Origin of the sequence: Polluticoccus soli (assembly GCF_029269745.1) — a bacterium.
Taxonomy (GTDB): domain Bacteria; phylum Bacteroidota; class Bacteroidia; order Chitinophagales; family Chitinophagaceae; genus Polluticoccus; species Polluticoccus soli.
Genome location: NZ_JARJHT010000001.1, coordinates 710,624 through 722,949, shown reverse-complemented (window position 1 = coordinate 722,949; position 12,326 = coordinate 710,624). Strand labels below are relative to the sequence as shown.

At 46.3% G+C, this 12,326-nt stretch carries 10 protein-coding genes; 6 read left to right on the top strand and 4 right to left on the bottom strand.

The window, feature by feature from the left end:
• Positions 1-8 precede the first annotated feature (8 nt).
• On the top strand, positions 9-1,274 hold the full coding sequence (locus tag P2W83_RS03390; RefSeq protein WP_276132284.1) for an aspartate kinase: 1,266 nt from the start codon (positions 9-11) through the stop codon (positions 1,272-1,274).
• A gap of 6 nt (positions 1,275-1,280) precedes the next feature.
• Here the strand turns inward: P2W83_RS03390 and ubiE are convergent, their stop codons facing one another.
• Positions 1,281-2,033: a bifunctional demethylmenaquinone methyltransferase/2-methoxy-6-polyprenyl-1,4-benzoquinol methylase UbiE gene (gene ubiE, locus P2W83_RS03385; protein WP_276132283.1), complete on the bottom strand. Its 753-nt coding sequence runs from the start codon at positions 2,031-2,033 to the stop codon at positions 1,281-1,283.
• Between the two features lie 27 nt (positions 2,034-2,060).
• Here ubiE and yihA point away from each other — a divergent pair, with 27 nt between their 5' ends.
• From yihA to P2W83_RS03370, 3 genes are read left to right on the top strand one after another with little or no spacing between them, the layout of a single operon-like run.
• Complete coding sequence (gene yihA, locus P2W83_RS03380; protein ID WP_276132282.1) at positions 2,061-2,678, top strand: ribosome biogenesis GTP-binding protein YihA/YsxC; 618 nt, start codon at positions 2,061-2,063, stop codon at positions 2,676-2,678.
• A gap of 57 nt (positions 2,679-2,735) precedes the next feature.
• A complete protein-coding gene (locus P2W83_RS03375; protein WP_276132281.1) occupies positions 2,736-3,218 on the top strand; it encodes a hypothetical protein in 483 nt (160 codons plus the stop codon).
• Positions 3,219-3,225: 7 nt separating this feature from the next.
• Positions 3,226-4,665: a hypothetical protein gene (locus tag P2W83_RS03370; protein WP_276132280.1), complete on the top strand. Its 1,440-nt coding sequence runs from the start codon at positions 3,226-3,228 to the stop codon at positions 4,663-4,665.
• 3 nt (positions 4,666-4,668) lie between these two features.
• On the opposite strand, the gene P2W83_RS03365 is transcribed toward P2W83_RS03370, so the two are convergent.
• Together P2W83_RS03365 and lptB are read right to left on the bottom strand one after the other, a co-directional pair.
• A complete protein-coding gene (locus tag P2W83_RS03365) occupies positions 4,669-6,186 on the bottom strand; it encodes a GH3 auxin-responsive promoter family protein (RefSeq protein WP_276132279.1) in 1,518 nt (505 codons plus the stop codon).
• Positions 6,187-6,243: 57 nt separating this feature from the next.
• Positions 6,244-6,996: an LPS export ABC transporter ATP-binding protein gene (gene lptB, locus P2W83_RS03360; RefSeq protein ID WP_276132278.1), complete on the bottom strand. Its 753-nt coding sequence runs from the start codon at positions 6,994-6,996 to the stop codon at positions 6,244-6,246.
• Between the two features lie 111 nt (positions 6,997-7,107).
• Between lptB and P2W83_RS03355 the strand changes: the two genes are divergently transcribed.
• Positions 7,108-8,061, top strand: a complete 954-nt coding sequence (locus P2W83_RS03355; RefSeq protein ID WP_276132277.1) for a methylenetetrahydrofolate reductase — start codon at positions 7,108-7,110, stop codon at positions 8,059-8,061.
• Between the two features lie 11 nt (positions 8,062-8,072).
• Here the strand turns inward: P2W83_RS03355 and P2W83_RS03350 are convergent, their stop codons facing one another.
• Positions 8,073-8,930, bottom strand: coding sequence for a penicillin-binding transpeptidase domain-containing protein (locus P2W83_RS03350; RefSeq protein WP_276132276.1), 858 nt, complete (start codon positions 8,928-8,930; stop codon positions 8,073-8,075).
• Between the two features lie 775 nt (positions 8,931-9,705).
• On the opposite strand from P2W83_RS03350, the gene P2W83_RS03345 reads away from it, so the two are divergent.
• Positions 9,706-12,090: an Ig-like domain-containing protein gene (locus tag P2W83_RS03345; protein WP_276132275.1), complete on the top strand. Its 2,385-nt coding sequence runs from the start codon at positions 9,706-9,708 to the stop codon at positions 12,088-12,090.
• Positions 12,091-12,326 lie beyond the last annotated feature (236 nt).

Genomic DNA, 12,326 nt, shown 5'->3' with positions numbered 1-12,326 from the left:
GCAGAAAAATGCAGGTTTACAAATTTGGTGGTGCGTCTATCGCAACGCCCGACCGCCTACAAGCTTTGATGCCCATCATTGAGGGTAATAAAGAATCGCTGATCATGGTAGTATCAGCGCTGGGTAAAACGACGAATGCGCTGGAAGCTATTGTAGCTGCAGCTTGTGGCGACCGAAAACAGCAAGCTCATGAATTGGCCCATGTACTGGAGCTTGATCACCTGGATTATGCTAAGGCGTTATTGAACGATCAGGTGTATGCAGATGCAGCAAAGGCACTAAATGTTTTCTTTACAGAGTTGCAATGGGCAATTGACGAGGCTACCGCTGATAAATATGATTACAGCTACGACCAGATAGTGGGTATTGGTGAGCTTTTATCCACCCGCATATTTGCTTTCTATCTGCAACAACAAGGACAAAATTTTGAGTGGGTTGATGTTCGCGACGTAATCCGCACAGATGATACCTACCGCGATGCAAGGGTTGACTGGGGCTATTCGCAAAAACAGGCCGAGCAAGTGATTGGGGAGCTTCTGAAGGCAGGCAAGAATGTGATCACCCAAGGTTTTATCGGGTCTACTGCTGATAACGCATCGGTAACGCTTGGTCGTGAAGGTTCTGACTATACGGCTGCAATGTTGGCTGCGATGCTGAAAGGTGAAGGTGTTACTATATGGAAAGACGTAGAAGGCTTACAAAATGCCGATCCTAAACTGTTCCCCAATACCGTGAAGATAGAAGCCATCACTTATCACGAAGTGATCGAGATGGCATTCTACGGCGCACAGGTGATACACCCGAAAACCATCAAGCCTTTGCAGAACAACGGTATTCCGTTGTATGTAAAATGCTTCCTCGATAAGAATCTGAAAGGCACGGTGATAAAAAATGAAGTGAACAGCATTTTCTATCCGCCGCTGATCGTACTGAAGAAAAACCAGATACTACTGCAGGTTACTACTAAGGACTTCTCGTTCATCACAGAAGATAACCTGAGCGAACTATATCGCATCATCCACGGTTTGAAAGTTAAGGTCAATCTTATTCAGAATGCTGCTATCAGCTTTGTAGCTTGTATCGATAATAAAGAAGACAATGCACGTAAGCTAATAGAGGCGCTAAGCGAGCACTATGATGTACTGAGCAATGAGAATGTTGAGCTGCTGACCATCCGACATCATACTCCTGAGATCATATTTGATCTGACAAAGAGCCGCTATATTCTGCTGGAGCAGAAAACGAGGCACACGGTGCAGTTGGTAATGAAATAATAAAAGCTATTTAGTAGCGGTATATAGCGTGGTTATTCCTAAAGTGAGTGGCCGCGCTTTTGCGTTTTTAAACCCACATCGTTCCAGCGTCTGGCAAAACACTTTGCCTTCCGGGAATGCCATGGCTGATTCATTGAGGTAAGTGTACGCCCGGCTATGTTTGGATACCATTTTGCCCAGAGCTGGCAGTATGTATTTGAAATAAAAGCTGAATAATTGTTTTACCGGGAAGGTCTTGGGCTTGGAGAATTCAAGTATCGCCAGTTTGCCACCCGGGCGCATTACGCGGCTCATTTCAGCTAGTCCGACTTCCAGATGCTCGAAATTACGCACGCCGTAGGCGCAAATGACGGCGTCAAAACCGTCGGTGCTGAAAGGCAACGCCTCGCTATCGCCTTTTTGCAGTTGGATGATCTTATCCAGGTTCTTTTCTGCGATCTTCTTCCGGCCGACCTCGAGCATCTGTTCCGCAATATCGATACCTGTTATTTTTTGCGGGCCGATCTTAGATGCAGCTATGGCAAGGTCTCCTGTACCTGTAGCAACATCTAATATGTGTTTGGGGCGTATCTGAGCTATCTCTGCAATGGCCTTTTTCCGCCAGCCGCGATCAATACCCATCGAAAGAAAATGATTCAGAAAATCGTATTTGCTGGCAATGTTGTTGAACATTTCAGCAACTTGTTCTTTCTTACTTAAATTTGACTGGGCATCCGGAAGTATCTTTGCTGCCGGATTTGATTGATCGTCTAACTGCATTGCTGCAAAAGTACACCAAGCTAATTAATGGAAATACGTTCGGCTAAATATTTGATAAGTAGTCCTAAAGTGGAAGGTTGTCCTAAGCCCGATAAACCTGAATACGCATTTATCGGCAGATCAAATGTGGGAAAATCCTCACTTATCAATATGCTCACCAACCACTCAAAACTGGCCAAAACCTCCGGCAGCCCGGGGAAAACCCAATTGATCAACCATTTTATCATCAACGACGACTGGTACCTGGTGGATCTTCCGGGGTATGGTTATGCAAAGGTGTCGCAGACTCAACGTGCCAGCTGGAGCAAAATGATCGAGAACTATCTGAAACAACGGGAAAACCTGATGACCGTATTTGTGCTGCTGGACAGCCGCCACGATCCGCAACAGATAGACCTTGAATTCTTACGCAAATTGGGCGAATGGGGGGTGCCTTTCAATCTGGCATTTACAAAGGCTGATAAAAGCACCCAGCGCGAAGTGGCTAAAAATGTACGCACCTTTGTCACGGAAATGAAGAAAGAATGGGAGTTCATTCCGCGAACCTTTGTTACCAGCGCTGAAAAGTTTCATGGACGCAAAGAAATGCTTTCATTCATCGAAGAGTTGAATGAACAATTTAAAGAGGAATCGGCGGGCCAATAACCGCGCTGGCATTGATTAAAGCGCGTTTTTTACTATTTTTATTTTTCAAAGCGTAACGTGAATCCTAGACAACTGCTCTTGCTGCTGCTAAGCCTTTTCTCCGTATTGATCTTTTTCAATATGCCGGGTAATAAGACCTGGTTAAACGATCGCGTACTCAACTTTACAGACAAGATCCACGATGAAATGGATATGATGTCGCTGGAAGAGCGTCGGGTATATAGGCTTGGGGCGCCATACAATGCCTCACTGGCAGTTCAAAAAATGATCAAATCGTGGAATATGAAAGAAGAGCCTATCGTTCTTCTTCCGCCAAAGGATTATGTGAAACGTTTTGGGATCGATGTGACGTTCCCGGAGCCGATCGTTTTTTATTATTATACTGGCCTTAAATCTGTACAGCCTATCAGCACAGATGTACTCAAGGCAAACCTGGCGTTGGTTTTTGACAGCAGGGGGACGCTGAACATTGCCAGAGTAAAGAACCAGGAAGGGATAAAGGAAATATTGCAATTGTATAAAACTAATTCAGCCCAATAAGTATCTCATGAACATTTTTGGATTGACCTTTTTGATTGTTGCTCAATTTTTGACTGGCCGCGGGTTGGTTAGCATGTTCAATATTAAACATCGGCCCCTGGAACTATTCCTGGTTTCCAATATCTGCGGCGTAATGGTGTTTTCTGTAGTCCCGTTGTTATTGCAAATGATGTTTATTCCGATTACTGCTGCATCTGTTGCCCTGGCGCTCGGTATCACGACGGTATTGTTCTTTTTCCCTCCATGGAGGAGGTATGATTTTTCGGCTTTGCGTGCCATGAAATTTAAGTGGCCGCCCATATACGAGTTGTTTTTCATTATTCTTTTTATCGGGCTAATGATACCTAGTCTATGGCGTTGTTTTTATTACCCTCCCAATGCCCGTGATATCCTTTCTGGTGCAGAGGCTATGGCAGAATATACTGTGCGCGAGCATACGATGATCAACTCGATCTTTTCTGTAAACCTGGAAAGCACGAATAATCACCTGAAGCCTCCCTATGTCTTGAATCTTCAGATAATTTACAAGCTGTTAGTCTACCCGTTTGGACAGGTATGGTTGAGTATCGTTATCCTCAATTTCTTGACTTGGTTATATCTTCTTCTGCGCAACAAACTGCATCCAGTCATTGCGGGTCTGGTGCTATTGTTTTTTATAGCCTTGCCTGATCCATATGGATATACTTATGTGATCCTGTATGATTATAGCAATGCTATAATGCTTTTTGCAGGTTATTATTATTTGGCTCAATATACAGAGTCGGGTCGGATGGGGCACTTCTTCTTTGCCGTGTTGATGTTTGGCTTTGCAACATTCATACGCAGCGAAACGATTCTCTTCGTTGGAATGGTTTGCCCGCTGTTGGTTTACCTGTTTAGGAAAAATAGTGTGAGCTACGGCAAGCAATTGGGTATGATCGGCATGTTCATGATTATCCCATTTGCGTTCTATTATATATGGATGGGGGTGTTCATTAAACACTATATGCCGGTAGCCTTCGACGCTCAACAGCAAATGGCCATTTCAGCCGACCGTATTCCTGTTTTCTTCGAGCGTATCAAAGGCATAAACAACACCATACTTTTTGGTGGGCAGCATATCGGTTTGTACGGATACTTCATCTACATGTTTCTGCTTGTATTAATATCTGACCTCATTTTTATCAGATCGTTCAATACCGAAGCCAGGATTGCAATATATGGTATGATCGTCATCTATTTTGGAATGCCGCTGCTTGGAGCGCTAGTGCCATGGGTAGACTTGGGTAATACGACAAAGAGGGGCATGTTCAAACTGTTCCCACTATTCGTCTTATATCTTCGCAACAGCGCAGTGCTAGCTCGTCTATCGGCGGCAATAAGGGCGTTTGAGTTCCCCATACGTACCGCAAAAGTCGCGCCTGTTGTAAGACAACAGCCAGTTAGTCAGAAGAAAAGGAAACGCTAGGAATTATTGCTTTGTATAAGGCATCATTTCTTCCAGGTACTTGCGCTCATTCGAGAGACGTGGTACCTTATGCTGTCCACCTAGCTTGCCTTTGTCTTTCAGCCAGTGATTAAAGCCGTTTTTAGGCATTACGTGAACGATGGGCATTCTCAATGCAATATTCTTATGCCTTTTAGCTTCGTAGTCTGAGTTGACTTTTTGAAGCGCTTTGTCCATCGCTTCGGTAAACTGCTCAAGTGGGCAGGGCAGGCTTTCAAATTCTATGATCCATTCGTGTGCACCATTGCTTTCGCCGGTCATATATACCGGTGCAGCAGAATAATCGTTTACGACAGCGCCGGTTATTTTACAGGCTTCCGCTATTGCGTGATCAGAATTGTCTACTATTACCTCTTCGCCAAATGCATTGATGAAGTGTTTCAGCCTCCCCGAAACTCTGATCCGGAATGGATTAAGCGATGTGAATTGTATAGTATCGCCTACAAGATATCTCCACAGGCCGCCGTTAGTGCTTATGATCAGGGCGTAGTTTTTATTGAGTTCTACTTCGGCAAGGCCGAGTGTTTGTGGCTGCTCTTTACCATATTCTTCTATCGGCATAAACTCATAGAATATGCCGTGGTTCAGGAACAATAACATACCGTCCTGGCTGTCCAGCTCATCCTGTGCCGCAAAGAAACCTTCAGATGCGTTGTAGGTTTCGAGGTAGTGCATGTTGCCAGTAGGAACGAACTGCCTGAATTGCTCACGATATGGCGTGAAGCTGACACCGCCGTGTATATACAGTTCCAGGTTGGGCCAAACTTCGTGAATGTTCTTGGCTCCAGATATTTCGAGTATTCTTTTAAAGAGTACGATGGTCCATGTAGGTACGCCTGCTATGTAAGTTACGTTCTCATGGATCGTGGTATGCGCCATCATTTCGATCTTCTGCTCCCATTCGTCCATAAGGGCAATAGAAAGGTCGGGTGTACGCATTACGTGGCTGTAGTACGGCATGTTTTGCAGCATTACGGCCGACAGATCGCCAAAAAATGAATCTGCATTAAGCTGGTTGATCTGGTGGCTGCCACCAATTACGAGGCATTTACCCGACAGCACTTTTGAATCTGGGAACTGGCGCAGGTACAATGCAAGTACATCTTTTCCGGCTTTGTAATGGTTGTCATCCAGCGACTCTTTACTTACCGGGATGAATTTACTCTTGTCGCTTGTAGTGCCGCTCGATTTGGCAAACCAGCTGATAGGAGAAGGCCATAAGATCTTCTGTTCGCCTTCTAATATACGTTCGATATATGGCTTGAGCGTGTCATAATCATTTATCGGTACATGTTTTCTGAAGTCGGCAACAGTATTGATCTTTTCAAATCCGTACTGTTTGCCATACTCGGTGAACTGCGCGGAACCTACCAGGTCGTTAAAAACCTGCAGCTGGGTGTCCACGGGATTAAGCATGAAGTTGTCGATCGCGCTGTGACGCAATTTCATAAATCCTTTCAGTGCCGGGCTAATAATACTCATCTCTTAAAGTCTGCTCCTACGTTAAATATATAAAATCTGTTCCTGTCTTGCTATGTTTTATCTGCCGGGTGTATAATCCTTCCTTTTCAGCTCAAAATGCTGGCCAAGATACACTTTTCTTACCTGTTCATCGGCCGCCAGTTCTTCAGCTACACCAGCTTTAAGGATCTTGCCTTCAAATAGCAGGTAGGCGCGGTCGGTTATTGACAGGGTTTCCTGTACGTTGTGATCGGTAATGAGGATGCCGATATTTTTATATTTCAATCGCGATACGATCGCCTGGATATCTTCTACAGCAATGGGGTCAATCCCAGCAAAGGGCTCATCTAATAGGATGAATTTTGGGTCTACCGCCAACGCGCGGGCTATCTCGGTACGCCGGCGTTCACCACCACTCAATACATCACCGGGGCTTTTGCGTACGTGTGTCAGACGGAATTCTTCCAATAATGACTCCAGCTTTTCCTTCTGCTCGGCCTTAGTCAACTTCGTCATCTCTAGCACGGCTGCAATATTGTCCTCCACCGATAGTTTGCGGAAAACCGAAGCTTCCTGCGGCAGGTAGCCGATACCCATCTGCGCGCGTTTGTACATAGGGAGTTTGGTGATATTCTCGTCGTTCAGGAATACTTCGCCTTCATCGGGCTTCACCAGGCCTACCACCATATAGAATGACGTGGTCTTTCCTGCGCCGTTAGGTCCCAGCAAACCAACGATCTCTCCCTGGTTTACTTCGAAAGAAACGTTGTTGACAACAGTTCGGTTCCTGTATCGTTTAAAAAGGCCTTTGGTGTGTATCCTGAGGTTCAAGCTGCCGGTTTTGGGCAAAAATAGTCAATTCCCCTGCTTTCCTAACTAGTTATCATGCAGGCTTAAATTCCCTGTAAACTATATGCAGAATATATATTTTTGCACATTCTTATGAAAGTCACCCAATATTTAGCTGAAGCAAAAGGACCTATAGTATCGTTGGAAATTCTTCCTCCTACCAAAGGGAAGAGCATCGACTCGATATACAATCATCTTGATCCGCTGATGGAGTTTAAGCCCGCGTTTGTTAATGTAACCTACCACCGTGCTGAGCAGGTTTACAAAAAACGCAACGATGGCAGTTTTGAAAGAGTAGAGATAAGGAAGCGTCCGGGCACAGTAGGTATCTGCGCTGCCATCATGAATAAGTATAAGGTAGAGGCTATCCCACACCTTATCTGCGGCGGCTTTAGCAAAGAAGAAACTGAGAATGCGCTTATCGACCTTCACTTTTTAGGTGTTAAGAATGTACTGGCCCTGCGCGGAGATGCTGCGGCCAATGAAAAATTCTTTACCCCGCACCCGAGTGGCCACCGTTATGCCGATGACCTGGTAAAACAGATCATTGGGCTGAACAATGGCCATTATCTTGAAGAAGACATTATGGACGGCGTAAAGACTGATTTCTGTATCGGCGTTGCCGGCTATCCCGAAAAGCATTTTGAGGCGCCCAATCTGGATACGGATATTATGTACCTGAAGCGCAAAGTAGACCTGGGCGCAGATTACATCACAACGCAGATGTTCTTCAATAACCAGCACTATTACAATTTCGTGAGCCGCTGTAAAGAGCACGGCCTGGAAGTGCCTGTGCTGCCGGGGCTGAAGCCGCTGACCAACAAGCGCCAGTTGAACATGATACCTAGCATTTTCAATGTAGAGGTGCCCGTGGAACTCTATAATGAAATGATGAAAGCCAAGACGCCGGAAGATTGCGACCGTGTAGGTGAGGATTGGCTGTTGGAGCAGTGCCGCGACCTGCTGAAGAATAACGCACCTGTGTTACACTTCTATACTTTGGGCAAACCCCAGGTAGTATATAACGTACTAAAAAGGCTGTTCTAAGCAGCCTTTTTTTATTTCTTTATCGCTCCGAAGTCCGTGAGTACATCCTTGAGTAGGTTTATCCGGACATTGTACCAGTCCTTGGTAGTATCGTTAGGGGCCAGTTCAAAATTCTGTGCGAAGAAGTAAGGATACAGGCGCTGGTCGCTTTTGTTCATCGATTTTTCGTGCTCCTTCATTCTTTCCAGCTTCTCGATATAACCTACAACCCAAAGAACCTGTTTGTTCGGCAGCTTGGCCCAGCCTGTTTTGTAGTATAGTTTGTAGTTGGGTGTTTCCTCCTGCAGCATCATGCTGCGTACAATGCGCTGTGTCCTTTCCGAGAAAGGCAGTTCGTTGAAATAAAGTCTTTTTACGAAACCTACCTGCTCGTCGGCAGATATTTGCAACGTATCGTTCAGCCAGAACTGGTCTATGGCACCGCCCATGCGTTTATTGCCATAGTTGGTAGAATCCAGGTAGTGCTGCATGAAGTTTGGTCCAATGCGGCGGGCGATCTCCTGGAAATAGCCTACGTTGCTCACTTTGAACGCTTCCCTCATGTTCATGTCGTGGTTCCATTCGGCCACGGGGCGCACTACGCTGTCCCATTTTATGATCATTTGCTCGTCTGGCGCGGTTGCTGTTTCCAGCGCTACCAGTGAGTTGAATATTTTGAAAGTTGAAGCCGGGCAGAAGCGCTGCAGGCAACGGTCTTTATTATAGAAATAAACTGCCTCGTGGTTATTGTCGCGCAATATGAAGCAGCCATTCTTGATACCATATTTTTCAAAATGTTTGCCCCAGTCGTCTTGCTCGTGTATGCGCGATTCGCGGCAGGAAGAAGCAAAAATGACTAAAAGGCTGAACAGAAGTACATTAATACGCATGTGTGGTAACCGATTGTGGCGCAAAGGTAAGCGGAAACGCTTGCTATCGGTGTTATTGTAATTTTGCATATTCGTTGATGGCTTTTGTTGCCGTTTTTGTCATGAATTTGGTCTTTTGTTCTCACGGTCGTGATGGTTAGGTTCCCATTGATTGAGTAGCAAGGGTTTGTAATTGAGGGCTGGGTTCATGTCTGTTGTTTTTTGTTGCGTTTGTTGCAGGATTGAGTGCCGGGAAACAAACAGCAGGGAACAATTTGCTGCTGGTCTGTAAAAAGGCGAAGCTGATACCCGTAACATTTTACCACACTGGGTTTGCAATAATGTTACGCTCCTTGTGATAGTCTGTGTGCAGGTTTGGGGGCGAATCTGTTAGTTTTTTCATGGCGTTTTGGGTGTTTTTTCATTTTGTTACAAAGGTTTCGGATTGTTACTCCCGGAAAGCTGCGCTGGTACTGAGTTCTACTTCTAATTTGTTAGCTTTTGTATGTCGTTTTTTGATGTTTTTCCTTTCCTGTCATCCCGAGTTACCACAGTTAATTCCTGCGATAAAGATGCCGCGAGGGATCCCACGCTAAGTGGGTTCCCTCGCGATGAGCAATGACTTCTGTTGAGCGGCTGCTGCTCGTGATGACAGGCATTGGGTTTATGTTTTTTACTACTACAAATATACAATAATTTATTTGTTTTATGAATGGTTAAAAGTAGTTTGAGTTCGTTTAATATGTTTTTTGTTTTTAAGATGAACTTATTATTTTTATTAAAACCACCTTAAACGATGAAACACATCACCGCCCTTATCAGCATTCTATTCTGGAGCGTCGCTTGCGATGCACAGTTGATACTGTATCAGCTGACAGCTACTTCAGGCAGTCAAACGATTGGCGGAAAAACGGTGACAATAACTCCCAACGGAGGGTTACCTGGGTTTCCAGCGGCATGTCTTGGTGTCAAATACAGGCTTCATGGCGGCTCCAGTTTTAACTATAGTTTTTCTACGCCTGTTTATTACACACGGTTTCATGTGACAGGAATGGACGATTCTGCTAATACTGTGGACGTGGCTTCATTTTATCTGAATAATATCTTCTACCCACTTTCATCTCAAGAAGTTACAACTGTTCCCAATTCATGCGGGGTTCAGTTAAACTATACTCCGGTAGTTGTAAATGGAAAACTTCAGGCTATCCAGCCATCCATTGGCAGTACTACAATTCAGATAGACATCAGCTCCTCTTCTCCTATCAACTCGTTAGAAGTTGCGCATGTACCTATTAATGGTAATGGATTTCAATACAATATGTATTTTGCTGATACAGGCACGTTTTTTTACCAGCCCTTGCTGGATACTCTAAAATGCCCAGGGGACAGCTTATACCTACCTTACCGGGTCTACGCCCCTTTTAATACCGGCAATGTATTTACTGTTCAGTTGTCTGACGCTTCAGGCAGCTTCACAAGTCCTACGAGTATAGGCATGCTGACATCAGGCGTGCCGGGCACTATCGGCTGCAAACTGCCGCAAAATTTGCCGCCTGGTAGCGGCTACCGCGTTCGTATAATGGGCAGCAATCCTGTGCGTATATCTGATCCTAACGATACGGCCATACACATATTAGCTAGCCCTTCGGCAATACCCGTTGCTACAGCCAACACTCCGTGTGCAGGCAGTACGCTTAATCTAGGTAGTACTAATGCCGGGACGGGCGTGAGCTACAATTGGATTGGCCCTAACAGTTACACTGCCACAGGACAAACTCCCGGCATTATTAACGCACAAACCAGCCACAGTGGCGACTATATAGTAACGGCCAGCATAGGCAGCTGCAGCAGGAAAGACACGGTAACGGCAACTGTGAAGCCTATGCCTGCCACACCGACCACCGCTAACAATGGGCCGCTATGTCCGGGCGATAGCCTGGGGCTGACCGGCAACAGTGCAACTGGTGGTGTTGGCTATAGCTGGTCCGGACCGGCATCATTCACCAGCAGTCTTCAAAATCCTTTCGTGTTGGGTGTAAACTCCGGCCATGGTGGCATATACAGTGTAACTGCTACGCTCAATGGGTGTACTTCGACTGCGGGCACAACCAGTGTAACCATAAAACCAACCCCTGCCACGCCAACAGCAGGCAGCAACAGTCCCGTTTGTGCGGGTGGTGCGCTTAACCTCAGCGCCAACAGCGCAACAGGTGGTGTTAGTTATAATTGGAACGGGCCAAATGGTTTTTCTTCAACCACACAAAACCCTAGCGTCAGTCCTGCCGGCCTGAATGCAGCTGGCACATATACTGTAACTGCTAGCTTAAACGGCTGCACCTCCGCATCAGGCAGCGCTACGGTAGCTGTAAATAATGTATCGAGCATAGGCGCATATCCCAGTCCCAACGATACAATCTGCCAGATGAACCCATTTGCTACGCTTGTTGCTGTTCCCTTCAACGGTGGCGGCAGCCCTCAACTGCAATGGTTCAAAAACGGCAACCCGATAAGCGGCGCAACATCTCCGAGCTACGCGGCCAGTGGCGTTGCACAGGGCGATACGTTCTATTGCCGCATGACAGCCCTCGGCGTTTGTACAGACCCGTTGGTGCTGTACAGCCCAAAGATAGGCCTGACGGTGTTGCCACCGGCGGCGGCGCCTGGTATCAGCATCGCTGCAAATCCCGGCAACCTGTTAAGTCCCTGGCAGACGGTGACGTTCACCGCTACGCCGGGCGGCAACACAGGCAGCGATCCAAAATATCAGTGGAAGCGCAATGGTAGCGATATCATTGGTGCCACTAGCAACACTTGGAGCGCCAACAACCTTGCAGATAATGACGAGATCAGTTGCGCTATTATCAGCAGTGCGTGGTGTGCTAATCCCGCCAATGACGAAAGCAATAAGATTGCTGTCCATATAAAGACGGGTGTCAATGACATAGCTGGTAACTCATTCTATCGGGTATATCCTAACCCTGCTGCCAATGAACTGACAATAGAAGGTGCAGCAGGCATGCAGGTATCGATACTGAATGTGCTGGGGCAGGAAGTGTACAGCGGTGTTATGACTACTGTTAAAGACGTGATCAATATCTCGCAGCTGGCTCCGGGACATTACGTGCTGCAGCTTTTGGGTGCAGATGGTAGCAGGAGTGTGGTGAAGGTGGAGAAGGAATAACGCACTATACATATACTCGCGTCATTGCGAGGAACGAAGCAATCTCGCGATAACATGAGCTTTGCCTCATTGCTCGACCCCAGGTGCAGTTCAACTACGAATGCCGATGCTTAACGCGTGGCGAGATTGCTTCGGGCGTATCTGCCTTCGCAGATACTCTCTCGCAATGACGTTTTGGTGGGTGGGGCGGATTGTTTCCTGGCGCTGAAGAGTGCGACGCAACGGAGTTTAATAGA

Excerpts from the sequence above, each read along its gene's own strand:
- P2W83_RS03390 (WP_276132284.1), top strand. The coding sequence starts at position 9 with ATGCAGGTTTACAAATTTGGTGGTGCGTCTATCGCAACGCCCGACCGC.
- ubiE (WP_276132283.1), bottom strand. The coding sequence starts at position 2,033 with ATGCAGTTAGACGATCAATCAAATCCGGCAGCAAAGATACTTCCGGAT.
- yihA (WP_276132282.1), top strand. The coding sequence starts at position 2,061 with ATGGAAATACGTTCGGCTAAATATTTGATAAGTAGTCCTAAAGTGGAA.
- P2W83_RS03370 (WP_276132280.1), top strand. The coding sequence starts at position 3,226 with ATGAACATTTTTGGATTGACCTTTTTGATTGTTGCTCAATTTTTGACT.
- P2W83_RS03365 (WP_276132279.1), bottom strand. The coding sequence starts at position 6,186 with ATGAGTATTATTAGCCCGGCACTGAAAGGATTTATGAAATTGCGTCAC.
- P2W83_RS03355 (WP_276132277.1), top strand. The coding sequence starts at position 7,108 with ATGAAAGTCACCCAATATTTAGCTGAAGCAAAAGGACCTATAGTATCG.
- P2W83_RS03350 (WP_276132276.1), bottom strand. The coding sequence starts at position 8,930 with ATGCGTATTAATGTACTTCTGTTCAGCCTTTTAGTCATTTTTGCTTCT.
- P2W83_RS03345 (WP_276132275.1), top strand. The coding sequence starts at position 9,706 with ATGAAACACATCACCGCCCTTATCAGCATTCTATTCTGGAGCGTCGCT.